Origin of the sequence: Paraburkholderia sp. (assembly GCF_035501035.1) — a bacterium.
Taxonomy (GTDB): domain Bacteria; phylum Pseudomonadota; class Gammaproteobacteria; order Burkholderiales; family Burkholderiaceae; genus Paraburkholderia.
On sequence record NZ_DATJWR010000015.1, the window covers coordinates 1 to 17,371 of the forward strand.

16 protein-coding genes are annotated in these 17,371 nt (G+C 65.1%); 6 read left to right on the forward strand and 10 right to left on the reverse strand.

What is annotated here, in order from left to right:
* A partial coding sequence (locus VMJ11_RS00905; RefSeq protein WP_325615965.1) for an aldehyde dehydrogenase family protein occupies positions 1-834 on the reverse strand: 834 nt, incomplete at its 3' end.
* Between the two features lie 111 nt (positions 835-945).
* On the opposite strand from VMJ11_RS00905, the gene VMJ11_RS00910 reads away from it, so the two are divergent.
* Positions 946-1,833 carry a LysR family transcriptional regulator gene (locus tag VMJ11_RS00910; protein ID WP_325615967.1) on the forward strand — a complete coding sequence of 296 codons (888 nt, stop codon included), beginning with the start codon at positions 946-948 and terminating at the stop codon, positions 1,831-1,833.
* 238 nt (positions 1,834-2,071) lie between these two features.
* Positions 2,072-2,596, forward strand: coding sequence for a class IV adenylate cyclase (locus tag VMJ11_RS00915; RefSeq protein ID WP_325615968.1), 525 nt, complete (start codon positions 2,072-2,074; stop codon positions 2,594-2,596).
* A 65-nt stretch (positions 2,597-2,661) separates the two neighbouring features.
* Here VMJ11_RS00915 and VMJ11_RS00920 read toward each other — a convergent pair whose 3' ends face one another.
* Positions 2,662-3,153: an Lrp/AsnC family transcriptional regulator gene (locus VMJ11_RS00920; protein ID WP_325615970.1), complete on the reverse strand. Its 492-nt coding sequence runs from the start codon at positions 3,151-3,153 to the stop codon at positions 2,662-2,664.
* Positions 3,154-3,294: 141 nt separating this feature from the next.
* Here VMJ11_RS00920 and phhA point away from each other — a divergent pair, with 141 nt between their 5' ends.
* Positions 3,295-4,188 carry a phenylalanine 4-monooxygenase gene (phhA, locus tag VMJ11_RS00925; RefSeq protein ID WP_325615973.1) on the forward strand — a complete coding sequence of 298 codons (894 nt, stop codon included), beginning with the start codon at positions 3,295-3,297 and terminating at the stop codon, positions 4,186-4,188.
* Positions 4,189-4,358: 170 nt separating this feature from the next.
* A complete protein-coding gene (locus VMJ11_RS00930; protein ID WP_325615975.1) occupies positions 4,359-4,664 on the forward strand; it encodes a 4a-hydroxytetrahydrobiopterin dehydratase in 306 nt (101 codons plus the stop codon).
* Positions 4,665-4,783: 119 nt separating this feature from the next.
* Here VMJ11_RS00930 and VMJ11_RS00935 read toward each other — a convergent pair whose 3' ends face one another.
* Positions 4,784-5,014 (reverse strand): DUF3717 domain-containing protein, encoded by a 231-nt coding sequence (locus tag VMJ11_RS00935; RefSeq protein ID WP_325615977.1) that lies wholly within the window; start codon positions 5,012-5,014, stop codon positions 4,784-4,786.
* Positions 5,015-5,137: 123 nt separating this feature from the next.
* On the opposite strand from VMJ11_RS00935, the gene VMJ11_RS00940 reads away from it, so the two are divergent.
* On the forward strand, positions 5,138-5,824 hold the full coding sequence (locus VMJ11_RS00940) for a response regulator (protein ID WP_091999860.1): 687 nt from the start codon (positions 5,138-5,140) through the stop codon (positions 5,822-5,824).
* Between the two features lie 160 nt (positions 5,825-5,984).
* Positions 5,985-7,565: a sensor histidine kinase gene (locus VMJ11_RS00945; RefSeq protein WP_325615979.1), complete on the forward strand. Its 1,581-nt coding sequence runs from the start codon at positions 5,985-5,987 to the stop codon at positions 7,563-7,565.
* A 93-nt stretch (positions 7,566-7,658) separates the two neighbouring features.
* Here the strand turns inward: VMJ11_RS00945 and VMJ11_RS00950 are convergent, their stop codons facing one another.
* The 7 genes from VMJ11_RS00950 to mnmC form a co-directional block, all read right to left on the reverse strand.
* Complete coding sequence (locus VMJ11_RS00950; RefSeq protein WP_325615981.1) at positions 7,659-8,156, reverse strand: SET domain-containing protein; 498 nt, start codon at positions 8,154-8,156, stop codon at positions 7,659-7,661.
* A 277-nt stretch (positions 8,157-8,433) separates the two neighbouring features.
* Positions 8,434-9,546 carry an NADH:flavin oxidoreductase/NADH oxidase gene (locus tag VMJ11_RS00955; protein WP_325615983.1) on the reverse strand — a complete coding sequence of 371 codons (1,113 nt, stop codon included), beginning with the start codon at positions 9,544-9,546 and terminating at the stop codon, positions 8,434-8,436.
* A gap of 107 nt (positions 9,547-9,653) precedes the next feature.
* Entirely contained in the window at positions 9,654-10,382 is a 729-nt protein-coding gene (locus VMJ11_RS00960) for a glutamine amidotransferase (RefSeq protein WP_325615985.1), read from the reverse strand.
* A 270-nt stretch (positions 10,383-10,652) separates the two neighbouring features.
* On the reverse strand, positions 10,653-11,291 hold the full coding sequence (locus VMJ11_RS00965; RefSeq protein WP_325615987.1) for a MarR family winged helix-turn-helix transcriptional regulator: 639 nt from the start codon (positions 11,289-11,291) through the stop codon (positions 10,653-10,655).
* Positions 11,292-12,017: 726 nt separating this feature from the next.
* Complete coding sequence (locus tag VMJ11_RS00970; RefSeq protein ID WP_325615988.1) at positions 12,018-13,133, reverse strand: YbdK family carboxylate-amine ligase; 1,116 nt, start codon at positions 13,131-13,133, stop codon at positions 12,018-12,020.
* 37 nt (positions 13,134-13,170) lie between these two features.
* The gene (locus VMJ11_RS00975) at positions 13,171-14,376 is read right to left on the reverse strand and encodes a cation:proton antiporter (RefSeq protein WP_325615991.1); all 1,206 of its coding nucleotides are present in this window, start codon (positions 14,374-14,376) and stop codon (positions 13,171-13,173) included.
* 836 nt (positions 14,377-15,212) lie between these two features.
* Positions 15,213-17,207 (reverse strand): bifunctional tRNA (5-methylaminomethyl-2-thiouridine)(34)-methyltransferase MnmD/FAD-dependent 5-carboxymethylaminomethyl-2-thiouridine(34) oxidoreductase MnmC, encoded by a 1,995-nt coding sequence (mnmC, locus tag VMJ11_RS00980; protein WP_325615994.1) that lies wholly within the window; start codon positions 17,205-17,207, stop codon positions 15,213-15,215.
* Positions 17,208-17,371 lie beyond the last annotated feature (164 nt).

Here is a 17,371-nt window from a genome sequence, read left to right on the forward strand (position 1 = left end):
CGCATCGACGGCCTGGTCGAGGTCCGCATCGGGCATCACGACAAGGTGATTCTTCGCACCGCCAAGCGCCTGCACGCGCTTGCCGTGCTTCGTGCCTTCCGTATAGATGTACTCGGCGATTGGCGTCGAGCCGACGAACGAAAGCGCGGTGACGTCGGGATGCGCGAGCAGCGCGTCGACAGCCACCTTGTCGCCGTGCACGACGTTGAACACGCCGTCGGGCAGGCCCGCTTCCTTCAGCAGTTCGGCAAGGCGCAGCGACGCCGAAGGATCGCGCTCGGAAGGCTTCAGCACGAAGGTGTTGCCGCACGCGAGCGCGATCGGGAACATCCAGCACGGCACCATCATCGGGAAGTTGAACGGCGTGATGCCCGCCACGACGCCAAGCGGCTGGCGCAGGTTCCAGTTGTCGATGCCCCCGCCGATCTGGTCGGTGAAATCGGTCTTCAGCAGGTTGGGAATGCCGCACGCGAACTCCACCACTTCGATGCCGCGCATCACCTCGCCCTTCGCATCGGAGAACACCTTGCCGTGCTCGCGCGTGACGAGCTCGGCGAGTTCGTCGTGGTGCTGGTCGAGCAGATCCTTGAACTTGAACAGAATGCGGGCGCGCTTGATGGGCGCCGTCTCGGCCCACGCCGGGAATGCGGCGTTCGCGGCGGCGACCGCGGCGTCGACTTCGGCCACGCTCGCGAGCGGCACGCGAGCGCTCAGCTTGCCGAAGGCCGGGTTGAAGACGTCGCCGTATCGCTCGCTCGTGCCGCCCAGCGGCTTGCCATTGATGTAGTGCGTCAGCGTGCGCACGCCCGTGTCGCCCTGATGTGTCTCGCCCATGTGTGCCTCTTTGGTGGTGAAGCCTCGATGACGGTTAGCCTAATCGGGAAGCCAGGACGCGATCCAATAATTAATGCTCAACTGCGATATAAGGCGGTTTAATATCAGGGCATGGACCTGACCCTGCTTCGCGCGTTCGTCACGGTCGCGCGCGAAGGCAACCTCACGCGCGCGGCCGCGCATCTGCATCTCACCCAGCCGGCCGTCAGCCTGCAGATCAAGCATCTTCAGGAGGCGCTCGGCGTCGCCCTCTTCACGCGCACCTCGCACGGACTCGCGCTCACGCGCGACGGGCAGGCGCTCTTGCCGCACGCCGAACGCGCGCTCGCCGCCGCCGGCGACGTGCAGCGCGCCGCTGCCGCGCTGCGGCACGAAGTGCGCGGGCGGCTGCGCATCGGCACGATTCTCGATCCGGCGTTCCTGCGGCTCGGGGGCTTTCTGCGCCAGCTCGTCGAGACCTGGCCGCAGATCGAAACGGCGCTGCGACATGGCATGTCGGGCTGGGTGCTCGACCAGGTGCGCTCGCGCGAGCTCGACGTGGGCTACTACATCGGCCAGCCCTCGCCCGACCCCGATACCTTCCACACCATCACGCTCACGCGCTTCCAGTACCGTGTGCTCGCGCCGGCGGGCTGGAAGGACCGCGTGAAGGGCGCGCGCGACTGGCGCGCGCTTGCCGCGCTGCCGTGGATCTGGACGCCGCCCGCCTCCGCGCACAACCGCCTGCTCACGACACTGTTCGAAGCCGCGCACGCGAAGCCCGTGAAGGTGGCGGAGGTGGACCAGGAGCCATCGATGCTCGATCTCGTGAAGTCGGGCGTGGGCCTCACGCTCGCACGCGATTCGATCGCCATCGCCGAGGCGCATGCGCACGCGCTCACCATCGTCGAGGGCGTGACGGTGCCCACCGAGCTCACCTTCATCACGCTCGCCGCGCGCCGCGACGAGCCCGCCATCGCGGCGGCACTCAAATCCATAGAAACGCAATGGGCGATATGAGCCGCACTCATGAAGATGCACCCATGCGGCACGCGGCCCGAAACTGCGGTAGCGTTGCCTCGCCGGTGCCTCGCTGTTGCCTATGTAACAGTGCTGTCACGCAAGTTTTGCTAGATTCGTAATTCGCTCCGCGTTTTCGGCACGCTGCCCGGCGTGTACGCCCTGCGCGGCGCGTTCCGCGTTTCGCCCATCGTTCCCTCGTTCCCCCGTTCCTCGTTTCACCACAGGAGAGCCTCGCATGGCCCGCAACATCGAAATCAAAGCCCGCGCCCGTGAGTTCGACGCCCTGCGCGAGCGCGCCGCCCAGCTTGCCCCGGATGCGCCGCTGATCTTTCGCCAGCAGGACTTCTTCTACGACGTGCCGCGTGGCCGCCTGAAGCTGCGCCAGTTCGACGACGGCACGCCGCCCGAGCTGATCTTCTACCAGCGCGACGACCGCGACGGCCCGAAGGCCTCGTACTACACGCGCAGCCCCGTCACCAATGCCGAAGCGATGCACTCGCTGCTCGCCACGGCGCTCACCACGCGCGGCATCGTTTCGAAGGAACGCCACGTGTATTTCGCGGGGCGCACGCGCATCCATCTGGATCGCGTGGACGGCCTCGGCGACTTCGTCGAGCTGGAAGTGGTGCTCGGGCCCGAAGACGACGAGCAAGGCGGCGAAGCCGAGGCGCACGCGGTGTTCGCGAAGCTCGGCGTGGACGAGAGTGATCTCGTAGCGGTGGCGTATGTGGATCTGCTCAATATGGCCAACGCGGCCTGAAAGCCGAAGTTTCCTTGAGGTCTCCTTGAGGTTTGCTGAAAGCGGGCCCTTGCGGCCCGCCGCGCTCACGCCGCCGGGGCGCCCGGTTCCAGATGCCCGAGCGGCAGCGGCCCATTGCGCTTGAACGTGGTGAGCACGATGTTCGAGCGCACGCTGTCCACGCCGGGCACGCGCATGAGCTTCTTCATGACGAAGGTCGAGAGCGCGTTCAGATCGGGCGCGACGATGCGCAGCAAATAGTCGGCGTCCCCCACCACGGCATGGCATTCGAGCACTTCGGGCAGCACGTCGATCTGCTGCTGGAACTGCTCGATGATCGAATCCCCATGATGCTTGAGCTTGAGGCTCGTGAACGCGGTCACGCCTAGCCCGAGCTTTTCGGGCCTGAGCACCACGCGATAGCCGTCGATCACCCCCGATGCTTCGAGACGTTGCAGCCGCCGGCCGATCTGCGAAGGCGAGAGCGGAACCTGCTCGCCGAGCTGCTGATGCGTGGCGCGGCCAAAGCGCTGCAGCACATCGAGAAGCGCCAGATCGAAGTGGTCGAGTTCGAACATGAATGCAATCCGCATTGATTGAGTTATCGATGCTCGATTATCGCATGCACGCCCCGCATCTCAGCCAATACGCGCACATTACGCACGCTGCCCGCTCTACACTTGCACAACACAAAGCCTTTTTAGTGGAGCGTTACGAACATGGCCGCCGCCACCGCGAAACTGCAGGAGCAGTTCGACGCGGGTCTCACCATCCGTCCCGATTTCACGATCGATCAGCCGCTCGATCGCTACGGCGCGGCCGATCACGCGGTCTGGGACCGCCTGTTCCGTCGTCAGCGCGCCCTGCTCGAAGGCCGCGCCTGCGACGCGTTCATCGAGGGCGCGCTGCGCATTGGCCTGAACGTCGCCCACGTGCCCTCCTTCGCGCAGGTGAGCGAGCGCCTGACGGCGGCAACGGGCTGGCGCATCGTCGCCGTTCCGGGCCTCGTGCCCGACCGCATTTTCTTCGAACACCTTGCTAACCGGCGCTTTCCGGTCACCTGGTGGATGCGCCGCCCCGATCAGCTCGACTACCTGCAGGAACCCGACTGCTTCCACGACCTGTTCGGCCACGTGCCGCTGCTCACCGACCCCATTTTTGCCGATGCGATCCACGCCTACGGCCGAGCGGCGCTTGCCGTCGAGGCGCGCGCGCTGCCGCTGCTCGCCCGGCTTTACTGGTACACGGTCGAATTCGGCCTGATGCGCGACGCGAGCGCGCCCAACGGCGTGAAGATCTACGGTGCGGGCATCGTGTCGAGCAAGGGCGAGACGCTGTACAGCGTAGAGAGCGCGGCGCCCAACCGTCTTGCGTTCGACCTCGATCGCGTGCTGCGCACGCGCTATCGCATCGACACGTTCCAGAAAACCTACTTCGTGATCGACTCGTTCGCGCAACTCTTCGAAGCGCTCGGCGCGGGCATCGACTCGCGCCTCGCCGATCCGTCGGCGCTGATCTCGGCGCAGCCTCATGGCGCCGGCGACGTGCTGCAATGCGATACGGTCATCACGCGCGGCACGCGCGAAGGCTGGCTCGACGATGGCGATGTTTGAACGCTCGAGCGCCGCACGGCCGCACGTTTGCACGCACGGCCGTTTCGCCGCAACACGCACGCGGCTCGCATGACCGGGGCGCAAGCACGCGTGCCCTATCCGTGAAAAAATGGCTGATGGGGCTACGGCGCATGCCGGGCCCCCTAGCTTAGCTCAAGAAAGGTGCAACGATGATCAACCGACTCACATCCGAAGAGCGAGCCACGCAGCTCGCCGACTTGCGCGGCTGGCAGGCCGTTGCGGGCCGCGACGCGATCCAGCGCCAATTCCGCTTCGCCGACTTCAACGAAGCGTTCGGCTTCATGACCCGCGTGGCGATCAAGGCGCAAGAAATGAACCATCACCCCGAGTGGTTCAACGTGTACAACCGCGTGGAGATCACGCTTTCGACGCACGAGGCCGACGGCCTCACCTCGCGCGACATTGCGCTCGCGCAGTTCATCGATTCGATCGCGCCGGGTCTGCTCAGCGCATAGGCACTACCGCGTACAGAGTGTAGGCACAATCAAGCGCGCAGTGTACGGCTACGCGGTGCGCACAGCGAGCGCGCATCGCGCCATGAAAGCATAATGCAGGGTATCGGACGCGCAAACCTTCAGCTTTGAAGGCTATTCTTGTGGGATACGTAAGACTCCCAGGCAGCGCGGGCAATCGGCTCCAAACGTTCCGGCGAGATGGCGTTCTGACGCTGTACAATCAGCAGCGCATACGGCTTGGAGAGCGCGCTTGCCTCCTGGCACAACGCGAGTTCGTCGCCGCTCGAAGGCGAGCGGTTGCGCCAGAAGTTGATCGCGGCTTCGAGTTCGGTGATCGAGATGTCGGACATGTGGATCGTGATCGTGCAACCGTCGCACGCGGCGCCGCTCAGTCGCTGTGCTTGAAGTCCCACGAGCGACACTTCGCGAACTGCGTGCCTGAACGCTAAACCCATTGTACTTGAGCGAATTCCATGCGACTCCTTCTGATCGAAGACGACCGCCCTATCGCACGCGGTATCCAGTCCAGCCTCGAACAAGCCGGCTTCACGGTCGACATGGTCCACGACGGCATCTTTGCCGAACAGGCCCTCACGCAGAATCGCCATGAGCTCGTGATCCTCGATCTCGGCCTGCCCGGCATCGACGGCATGACGCTGCTGTCGCGCTTTCGTCAGAGCAACCGGCACACCCCCGTCATCGTGCTGACGGCCCGCGACGAGCTGAACGACCGCGTCCAGGGCCTGAACTCGGGCGCCGACGACTACATGCTCAAGCCGTTCGAGCCCGCGGAGCTCGAGGCACGCATTCGCGCCGTGATGCGCCGCAGCGGACCGCACGGCGACGTGCCGCGCCCTGAAGTCTCGCTTGGCGGCGTACGCCTGTCGGGCGTCGATCGCCGCATCTTCAACGACGACAAGCCGCTCGAACTCTCGCCACGCGAATTCGCCGTGCTCGAAATGCTGCTGCTGCGTCATGGCCGTGTCGTGAGCAAGGCGCAACTGCAGGACCACCTCACGCACTTCGGCGGCGACCTCGGCGACACCGCGATCGAAGTCTACGTGCACCGCGTGCGCAAGAAGCTCGAGAGCTGCCGTGTCGAGATCGTCACGGTGCGCGGCTTCGGCTATCTGCTGCAGGAAATCCGCCAGGCGGCCTGATCCGCCTCGTTCCTGAGCCGTCGTGCGGCGGCGGAATGCTCCGCCGCCGTCTGCACCCCATGGCGCCTATGCCGCCACGAGTGCGGCCCGCGTACAATGGATCGGTCCCGTATGGCGCAGCCTGCCGCACCCACGATTCATTATTCGCCCCGAAGCCATCATGTCCCCGCCTGCCGCAACGAGTCTGCGGCGAACACTGCTGCGGCGCCTCGCCGCCCCGCTTTCGCTGCTCGCGCTGATGAGCGGCCTGATCGCCTATTGGCTCGCGTGGCAATACACGCAGCACGTGGTCGACCGCTCGCTTGCCGACCTCGCCACGGCCATTTCCCGGCAGATCCAGATCGCGGGCGCCGACGCGCCCACCACCGTGCCGCCGCTTGCGCAGGCGATGTTCTCCGACCCCGTCGAGCATCTCGTCTACCGCATCAGCAACGGTGAGACGGAAATCGCCGGCGACCGCAACCTGCCTCTGCACGGCACAAACGTTCGCCGCATGCACTACGCGTACGTGTTCGAAACGATGTACGAGGGCGTGAGCATGCGCGTCGCGCAGGTGCGCGTGCCGCAGCCCGCCGGCAATCCGATCGTCGTCGAAGTCGGGCAGCCCGTGCATCATCGGTTTCGCATCGCGGCCGAGTTTCTCGTCGCGATCATGATGCCGCTGCTGCTCTTGCTGCTCGCCGGCTGGGTCATCGTGTGGCGCGTGGTCAACCAGCAGCTCAACCCGCTCACCGCGCTCGCCGATTCGCTCAACCGCCAGACGCACACCTCGCTCGAACCCGTCGACGAAACCTATGTGCCCGTCGAGATCCGTCCGCTCACCGGCGCGCTCAACGCCCTGCTCGGCCGTCTGAAGAGCGCGCTCGAAGCGCAGCGCAAGTTCATCGCCGACGCCGCGCACCAGTTGCGCACGCCGCTCACGGCAGTGAAGCTGCATGCGGAGCAGGCCGTGATCGCGCGCGAGCCGCAAAAGGTCAATGACGCCGTGCGCGAGCTGCGTGCAGCCGCCGATCGCGCGGTACGCCTGTCGAATCAGCTGCTGTCGCTCGCGCGCGCGGAGCCGGGCGAGCAGGCCGCGCGTTTCGTCGATATCGATATGGCCACGCTCGCCTTCGAGACCGGCGCCGAATGGGTCCCGCGCGCGCTCGCGAGCCATGTCGACCTCGGCTTCCAGCGCCTCGACGACCCTGAAAACGACACGCCGCTGATGGTGCGCGGCAACCCCGTGCTGCTGCATGAAGTCATCGCGAACCTGCTCGACAATGCGCTCAAGTATCTGCCGCCCGCGCGCGTGGACGGCGGGCGTATAACCGTGACCGTCACGCAGGTAGTCGCCGACGGCATGCCGATGGCCGAGATCGTCGTGGAAGACAACGGGCGCGGCGTCCCCGCTACGCAGCAGGCGGACCTCTTCAAGCGCTTCTTCCGCGGCGACGGCCAAAGCGAGAGCGGCGTGGACAGCGGCGCGGGCCTGGGTCTCGCGATCGTCCACGACATCATGACGCTGCACCGTGGCAGCGTGCATTACGAAGATGCGCCCGAAGGCGGCGCGCGCTTCATCGTACGCGTGCCGCTCGTGAATCGCCGCGCGCCTGCCGGCAGGGAAGCCAAAGACACGAGCAACATGAGGGAATCCTCGCCCGCCGAGACGGCGCCAGTTCATGCTGCCGCATCCGATCTCGCATCCAGTCAGACGCATAGCAACAAGAAGCCGGCCCACCAGGCGAGCATCGATCTCTGAATCCGCACGCGCGATGAAAACGACAAGGGCCGCTCAATTTGCGGCCCTTGCTCGTTCTACGACAGACGATCTGCGATGCGGTGAAAGCGTCGCTTACTTCTTCTTTTTGCCCTTGCTCTTCGAGCCCTTCGCGCTCTTCTCGTTCTCGGGCGTTGCGAGCATGGTGCCGCGGCACTTGCGGGCGCCGCAGCGGCATTCGTATTCGCGCTTGAGCTTCTTCGTCTGCTTCGCGTCGATCACGAGGCCATAGTCGTAGAACAGCTCTTCGCCTTGCGCGATGTCGGTCAGCGCGTGAATGTAGACGTGCCCGTCGATTTCCTCGGCTTCGCAGTTCGGTGCGCACGAGTGGTTGATCCAGCGCGCGCTGTTGCCGTTCACCTTGCCGTCGATCACGTCACCGTCGTCGAGCGCGAAATAGAACGTGTGATTCGGTTCAGCTGGATTGTGCGGATGACGGCGCAGCGCCTCCTTCCACGAGATGCGCTCGCCCTTGTATTCGATCAGCCGCTCGCCGGCCGCAATGGGGACTGCCGCAAACACGCCCTTGCCGTGCACGCCCGACTGGCGCACGACGATCCTGCGTACATTCATTGAATGAATCCTTGTGAAGTACCGGGGAAGACCACCCGGGTCATGACAAGCGGCGCTGGACGGATCCTCTCGCGCGCCGCCTGCGGCTTTCTCATGAAGCCGTGCCCTGACAGCCTGCCTGGCCCTGCAGCGGACCTGGCCCCGACGCAAAAACGCGGCGCCGATTTGGCGCCGCGCTCGTGTGACGCCCGGCGCGCCACAGACGGCATCGTACACGCTCGCGCTGCTTTCGTTCAACCCGTATGCCGCGCGCGAGCGGCATTGCGCAACATGCGTCTCAGCGCTGCCCGAGCGTCGTCTCGCCGAACAGCTTCTTCAGGTCGCGCGGCTGCGAACGCCAGTACTGCGGCGGCGCGCTCACGCTCGCCCCGAGTTGTGCCGCGGCGTGCCACGGCCAACGCGGATCGTAGAGCATCGCGCGCGCCATTGCGATCATGTCGGCTTCACCGTCCTCGACGATTTGATTGGCCTGCAACGCGTCGGTGATGAGGCCCACCGCGATCGTCGTCATGCCGGTTTCGGCCTTCACCTTGCGCGCGAACGGCACCTGATAACCCGGCTCCAGCGGAATCTTCTGCAATGGCGACACGCCGCCCGATGACACGTCGATCCAGTCCGCGCCACGCTGCTTGAGCGCCTGCGCGAATACCACGGTGTCGTCGGGCGTCCAGCCGCCGTCGACCCAATCCGTCGCGGAGACACGCACGCCGATCGGACGATCAGCGGGGAATTCGGCGCGCACGGCATCGAACACTTCGAGCGGAAAGCGCATGCGGTTCTCGCGCGAGCCGCCATACTCGTCGCTGCGCTGATTCGCGATGGGCGAGAGGAACTGGTGCAGCAGATAACCGTGCGCCGCATGCAGTTCGAGCGCGTCGATGCCAAGGCGCGCGGCACGGCGCGCCGTAGCCACGAACGCATCGCGCACACGATTGAGGCCCGCGACGTCGAGTGCGAGCGGCGGCGGTTCGTCCTCCTTGTGCGGGAGCGCCGAAGGCGCATGCGGGAGCCACCCGCCGTCCGCAACCGAAATCAGCTGGCCCCCGTCCCACGGCACGTGGCTCGATGCCTTGCGCCCCGCGTGCGAGATCTGCATCGCGATGCGAATCGGCGAATATCGGCGGATGGCGGCAATGACGGGCTCGAGCGCCGCTTCGGTCGCGTCGTCCCACAAACCGAGACAGCCCGGCGTGATGCGGCCATCGGGTTCGACAGCAGTCGCTTCGATACACAGCATCGCGGCGCCCGAGAGCGCGAGGTGACCGAGATGGATCATGTGCCAGTCGTTGGCTTCGCCGCGATCGGCGGAATACTGGCACATCGGCGAAACGACGATGCGATTGGCGAGCGTCACGCCACGCAGTTCGAGCGGAGAGAAGAGCTTGCTCATGGGAGCCCCACGGACGATAGTCGGGAGCGTCCGAGAATAGCACGCAGCTTTTTCGCGCGCTCGACAGAGGAAAGTCGTGAGCGCGGCACCTCGCCGCGCGCGGTGCTTCAGGGTGGGCTTGCGGCCATGTGTGCGTCGACGGCGTCGAGCCATTCGCCGAACATGCGGCTCGCCTGCACTTCGAGAAGCGGGCCGTGCCGTGCCGTTTCCTCACGAAGCGCGTTCACGTCGACGCCTGCCGTGGCGATTTCGCCGGCATTGCCGATCAGCCAGGGCTCGAAGCGGTCGGCGCGTACTTCAGGATGGCATTGCAGGCCAACCACGTGGCTGCCCCACGAAAACGCCTGGTTTTCGCACAGCGCCGTGGACGCGAGGCGCGTCGCGCCCTGCGGCAAATCGAAGGTATCGCCATGCCAGTGCAGCATGGAGGTTGCCGAGCCGTCGAGGTGCCGCAGCGGCGAGGCGCGGCCGGCTTCGGTGAGCGCAAGCGGCGTCCAGCCGATCTCGGGCTGGGGCCCGGCGTATACACGTGCGCCGAGCACTCGCGCAATGAGCTGCGCGCCGAGGCAGATGCCGAGCGTGGGCAATCCGGCCGCAATGCGCTTTTCGATCATCGCGGCGAGAGGAACGAGTGTGGGATAGCGTGCGTCGTCGCACGCGTTGATCGGACCACCCAGGATCACCATGAGCGACGCCGACAACGGATTGAGCGCGCCGATGCGCGCGAAGCCGACGTCCACGTACCGCACCGGACGTCCGCGGTCGCCGAGCACGCGCTCGAAACTGCCGAGGTCCTCGAAATAGACATGGCGGATGGCCAATACTTCGCGATTCATCGGCATATTCCCGGGCCGGCGGTCGGCAGCCTGTAAGTCAACATACGCGTCAACATGCATGTCACCGCTTCTGCATGGCTCGAGACGAACGTTTGCGCGAACGGTCGTGACAAAAAACTTGTGACACCTATGCGAATTTCCTCGCAAACGCGTCACACACAATCTGCATCGGGATGCGCCGCATTACCGTGCATGACATGCAAAACGCGCGCGAGGGACAAACGCGTACATGCGCGCCGCCCGCAGCGGGACGGCGGCGCAGCGGCGGCGTTATACCGCGAAGATCTTCCAGTTCTTCTTCTGGGTCGTCGCATCGGCCGGTTCGTACACCGAGCAATCGAGACGCAGGTCGGTGTCTGCCATATCGATGTTAAGCAGCCGGCAATGATGCGGCGTCTTCTTCGCATTCTTGCTCGGCTCGAATTGCGAGCAGGTCAGGCACATGCGGTGCTGCGGGCTGGTTTCCTGCGATTCGAGCAGATAAACCGTCTTGAGCAGCGTGCGATAGAGCGTGGACTGCTCTTCGACACGCAATGTGCTCACCGCTTTCGAGAGGAAGTCCGGCCACTGTGCCGCCTTCTTCGCCGCAGTGCGGCCGCGCGTGGTGAGACGCACCGCAAGTGCGCGGCCGTCGTCGAGCGCGCGACGCTTTTCCACGAGCCCCTTGGTTTCAAGCGTGCTCACCGCATCGCTGGTCGTGGCGGCCGTGAGTGCCGTCTCTCGCGCGATCTCGCCGAGCCGCATCGGGCCCTTGCGCTGCATCAGCAGCACGAGAATTTCGCCCTGGGTAGGCGTGAGTCCTGCCCCTTCGGCCCAGTCCCACGCCTGGCTCCGCATTGCCGTGCTAAGTCGCAACAGGCTATGGGTCACCCGCCCGGCTGCCTGCTCTCCGTATACGCCTTCGCTCATAGTCTTTCGCTGGTTATTGGCAGCTTGCGCTGCATCGTCAGCCGCCGCTTTGGCCGACGGCCTGTGGGAACGCTTGCGTCCGGGAACCCCGAACGCCGCACCTCAAACAATCCTGCAACACACACGCCATGGCATGCGTTGCACAGCTGTGCTTCTTGCCGCAGGCGGCGAAAACTCCCCTTCCGTCGCGACGCCCAAGCAGCAAACCGCCATTCTATGCGAGAGTGGCAAATCGCACAGCTAACTTATCCAATGCGAATTGTGGATAACCCGTTGATAAGCGCGCTGCCGCCATGTGCACAGCGTCCTGATAACACGCATTCTTCGCCCAGGACGCTTGCTGCGTTATGGCGGATTTCTGTCGCAAACGCAACTGGAATCTGCCAGTTTCTCGCGCCCCGGTCATTACGCAGTCCATTGAGTTTGCAGGGATTTCGAAGTTTACCCACAAAAGCATGCACCTATTGCCATTGAATATGGTGCATGTCGGGACCAAGGTCAAAAAAATTAGAACCCCCTGGTACCTCGAAGTAAACAAAAAAAATTTTTTGACTACCTCGAAAAAGTGGGGTGACGGCCGCGCGCGACCCAAATTTCGCCTGTTTTCTGTCCCCCCAAGCATGAAGGGCAGCCCGAAAGCTGCCCTTAAGCCTTGCTTGCCCGGCGCAGGGCCTCGCCGGCACCCGCGCAAATTCGGTCAGTGGTCCTGCACTTATCCCTCTCCCCTCACGCACGCCAACGCAAGCACTGCTGCCGCACGGCTTCGTGCAGCGACTTCTCCTCGGCCACCACGCCGCGCAGCCAGGAGGCGTCGTTGGTCTGCGCGCGGGCGATCGTGCCGACCTCCGTGAGCGCGCGCGTCGAGCCGAGCGCCTCGCCGTGCGGCGCGATCCGATCCAGCGTTTCGAGAATGTCTTCGGAAATCGTGCGGCGTTCGCCCGTCTGCGGATTCACGCAAGTGCCGGCAAGGCCGAAACGGCACGCCTGGAAACGGTTGAACGTGTACACGAGGTAGTCGTCCTCGAGCGGCGCGATCGGGCGATCGGTGAGCAAATGGCGCGCGAGCGTCTGGATGTAGCAGGCGATCGCAGCGGCCCGCTCCACCGAAAGCGGCGTGTCCATCACGCGCACCTCGATCGTGCCAAAACCAGGCTTGGGGCGGATGTCCCAGTAGAAGTCTTTCATGCTGTTGACAACGCCCGTGTGCACCATCTTCGAGAAGTACGCCTTGAACTCTTCCCAGCTCAGCACGAAAGGCGCGCGGCCCGAAAGCGGAAACGCGAACACGGAATTCAGTCGTGCCGAGTGAAAGCCGGTGTCCACACCCTGCACATAGGGCGACGACGCCGAAAGCGCGATGAAGTGCGGGATGAAGCGGGACAGGGAGTGCAGCAGGAATAGCGCACTGTCCGCGTCGGGGCAGCCGATGTGCACGTGCTGCCCGAACACCGTGAACTGCTTGGCGAGGTAGCCGTAGAGTTCGGAAAGGTATTGAAAGCGCGGCGTATCCACGATGCGCCGGTCGCTCCACTGCTGAAACGCGTGCGTGCCGCCGCCGCACAGGCCGACGTTGAGCCGGTCGGCCGCGGCGACGAGCACGTCGCGAATCTTGCGCAGATCGGTCACGGCCTGCTCGTGCGTCGTGCAGATACCGGTGGAGAGCTCGATCATGCTTTCGGTGATTTCGGGCGTGATGTTGCCCGGAATCTCCTGATCTTTGATGAGGCGCATGAGGTCGCTACCCGCCTTTGTCAGATCGTAGTCGTGCGTGTTGACGATCTGCATTTCGAGTTCGACGCCGAACGTGAACGGCTTCGAGTCGACGAAAGATTCCAGTGACATGGCGTCCCCTTACGGTGCGGCGCGGGCGCCGCGTGTTTCATTGTTCGCCGCGTTCGCCGACGAGCGCAAGCATGCGGTAGACGACCCACGGTCCGAGGAGCTGCAGCACGACGATCGCGCAAAGGATGATCGCGCGCAGCCGCGGATCGAACGACGGATAAAGTTCATACGTGTCCTCGACGAGCAGCAGCGCTAGCGCCGACATCGGCGTGAGAGCGAGGCCGAGCGCGATGCCCTGCTTCCAGTGGAGCCCGCTCGGCTTGGCGAAAATCAGCACACCGACGAGTTTCGCCACGAGGCGCGCGACGATCAGCCCTGCCGCCGCCACGCCGCCCACGAGGATGTCGTGCCACTCGAAGGTCGTGAGCGTGAGCACGAAGAGAATCACGGTGAGTAGCCAGCCGGCCGTGCCGAAGTGCTGCGGCCATAGCTGCGGGCGCGCTTCGAAGTTCTTCACGATGATGCCCGCGGCGAGCAGGCTCAGGATCGTCGAGAGCTTGAGCAGATGGGCGATGGCGATCGCGAGCAGCACGAGGCCGAAGAGCGCCACGAAAGAGTGCTCGTCCTGCGGGCTCAGGCGGCGGTAAAAAAGCATGCACGCCTCGGCAAGCACGAACGCGAGAATCAGCGAGCCGATCAAGAGGTAGAGCGGCTGAAGAATCGTCGCGAACATGTTTCCGTAGATTTCCTGGTGCAGCCAGCTCGAGGCGAGCTTTTCGACGACCACGGCATACATGCTGTTGAGCGCCGTGAGCGTGAGCAGGCGCTGCGTGACCTGGCCTTCGGCGCGCAACTCGGTTTTCAGCTGGATCACCATGGCGGGCGACGTGGCCATGGCAATCGCGGCCACGACGAGCGCGATCATCGCCGGCACGGAGAGGAACAGCAGCACGACGAGCACGAGCACGAAGGTGAGCGTCGCCTCGGCGAGACTCGAGAGGATCAGCCACGGATTGCGGCGGATCCAGCGCAGGTCGAGCCGGCTGCCCAGTTCGAAAAGCAGCAGGCCTAGCGCGACATCGAGCAGCGGTCGCGCGGACGTGCCGACGTTGGCGTCGATCACGCCAAACCCGGCCGACCCGGCGATCAACCCGATCACCCCATAGCCGGCAATCCGCGGCAGGCGCCACGCGCGATAGCAGAGCTCGCCGCACAGACCGGCGGCGAGGAGCGCGAGCCCGGCCCAGAAAATACCGTCGAGCGGCAACGGCCAGGCGGGAAAAAACGAAAACGCCGACTTCATCGTGGTGGCTTCTCCTTTTCAGGAAGACAGTCCGGCTGTCCGACGTTAGATCGACAAACGACTGGCACGCAGGCAAGCCGCGTGCCGTGCATTGCGATGTGGCCGGCCGGCGCGCCTCTGCGGCGAGCCGACGTGGACTTGTGCTTCCTGCTGCGAGTGCGGGAAACCACTGCGCCGGCACGTTGCGGTGCGGCGGACAGCCGGTACGGGCGCGTTCCGTGTGGTATGGCGGCGCCCGCGTTGGATGAACGAACGCTGCCAACTTCCCTGAGCACTCAGATTCGGGAAGAGGGGCAACCGTTCCTTGGATACGTCGGCCGTCTCGTGCGGCGTTCGACGCGGAAAGAACGGCGATTGTGCCATAGCTTTTTTGCAATTGTCCGCGTCGATCGGAAAGCCGTCACGAAGACGGTAATTGCGCCCGCATTGCGTGCGTTTGACGGTGGGTGCGGAAAAAATGACCGCTATTGCGGAACCTGGCGTTCGCGCTTCTGGATCCGGTTTGGAGACGCCGTCCGCTCGATAACGATGGCGTCAGCCTTGTGGTTTACGGTTTACCGTATGTATACGTAGTAAGAGTTAACAAGCACCTGGATTTCCTGTGGATAACCCCGGTTTACCGAAAGAGATCAGCAGGTTGGCCGCCGCACAACCGGGCGCAAAGCGTGTGCGGACCGTACGAGCTTCGAGGAACAACTTTCGGGCCTCGCGTGCGGCATGCCGGGTTACCCCGTTTACGTCCACATCGGTTCCACACGGGATTCGCAGGCAATTCGCGCGGTTATCCACAGATTACCGGGGATAACCCCCGGCTGGCCAGGCGCTTCACCCGGCGCTCAAAGACTGCGTTGACGCAAGGCGCGCTGAAGGAAGCGGGCCGGATCGAGATGGTCCGCGAGATCGCGCTCCAGGGGCCAGGGCTCGCCTTCCAGCTGCGAGGCGATCAGCTCGGCACCGAGCGCGGCCCATACGAGCCCGCGCGAGCCAAACGCGTAGGCTCCGTAGAGCCCGGGCGTGCGCGGCAAGTCCAGTGGCCATGCACCGGCGAGGCGCGCCGCGTCGCGGCGGGCAGCGTCTTCGTCGCCGAGTTGGCCCAGCATCGGCATGCGGTCGCTCGTCACGCAGCGAAACGCCACGCGCCCCGTGAAGTCGCCGTGCGCGGCGGCGAGCTCCGGCAGCATGTGCGCGACACGCTCGAGATTCTCGGCATGGCCGGCGGCGCGCAGCGTGCCGTCCGCGTCGTCGACTTCGTAGGTGGCGCCGGCCAGCGTCACCCCGCCGTCTAGCGGGACCGCATAGCCCTCGCCGATCACGGGCACACGCAGGTTTGCCAGCGGGCTGGGGTCGACGAGCGTGAGCTGGCCGCGCACGATGCGCGTGGGCGCATGCGCGAGCGCGGCGGCGCGCGAGGCGTCCTGCGCGTTCGCGAAGATCACCACGCCCGCGCTGGCGACGAGCTGCCCGGCGTCGTCGTACACCTGCCATTCGCCGCAATCTTCCGCCCCTGTGCGCGCAACGTGACCGATACGTACACCGAAACGTCTCTCGACCTGCGCGCCGGGCAGCGCCGCGGCGAAGGCGCATTGCGCGCGGCACAACGAAGCCGGATCGATGGCGCCGCCATGCGGATAGAACCACCCGCCTTGTCCGCTTTGTCCGCCTTGTCCTCGTGCCAGCGCGACCCCGGCCAACGCCTGAGCCTCCTCATGTGTGACGGCGCTCACAAATTCGTTGGGATACCCGAACGATTGGAGCATCGCGGCGACCGCGCGCGATTCGTCGTCGGTGGTGAGATGGAGCAAGCCGGCGTGCGTGCGCTTGGGCGCATGGCCGGCCGCTTCGAGCGCAGCCCAGCGCCGCAGCGCGTAGAGAAAGCCCGCTCGCGTGATACGCGAGGCGCTGCTGTCGTCGCGCGAAATCAGCGGGTGAAATACGCCGGCCGGATTGCCCGACGCCTCCTGCGCGGGGGCCGCGTTGCGCTCGATGAGCGTCACGCGCCAGCCGCGCGCGGCAAGCCGCTCGACCAGTGCGCAGCCCGCGAGCCCCGCTCCCACGACGACCGCATGCCGTTCGCGCAGCGCGAGCGGCAAAGGCGGCTCATGGCGGCGCACGCGCCAGCGCGGCGCGAAGCGCCCGGACAGCATCGCCCGCTTGCCGCCGAAGCCTTCCACCTTGCGGTATTCGAAGCCGTTTTGCAGCAGCGCGCGCTTCACGTCGCCCGAACTGCTCCAGGTCGAGAAGGTGGCGTCGTCACCCGCGATGCGTGCAAGTGCCTTGAAGATGGCCGGCGACCACAGATCGGGATTCTTCGCGGGCGCGAAGCCGTCGAGGTAGATCGCGTCGGCGCGCATCCACAGTTTGGGAAATACCTCGAGCGCATCGCCGAAGACGAGCGTGAGCACCACCCGTCCGCCCTCGAATTCGAGCCGGTGCGTGCCGGGCACGAGCATCGGCCATGCGTCGACGAGTTCGCGCGCCAACTCGGCTTCGCGTGTGTGCGCAACGACCGCGCCGAGCGCCGCGCGCAGATCGTTGCGCGTGAAAGGATGCTTCTCCACCGAGACGAAATGCAGCCGCTCGCAGCGCGCCGGGTCGTCGCGCCATGCGGACCACGTGGCGAGAAAGTTCACGCCCAAGCCGAAGCCGGTCTCGACCACCGTGAAAATCCGCCGCCCCTGCCAGCGTTGCGGCAGTTCATTGCCGTGCAGGAAGACGGCTTCCGCCTGTGCGAATGCGCCGGAAACGCTGTGATAGATGTCGCCGTAGACGGGAGAAAACGGTGTGCCGTCCTCGCGGAAGGCGAGCGTGGCGGGTGTGAGGATGGCGGTCATGAGGAACGCGAAGGCAAGAACGAGGGAGGACGGAGGCTGCACAAACCGTGTGAGGCTGCACGACAACATCGTCGCAAACGCTTGCGGGGATGGGGTTTGCGGCCATGCTGCGTTGGCGCGGCGCAACGCGTTACTGTCAAAAATCGTCGCAGGCGGGGGTGTTT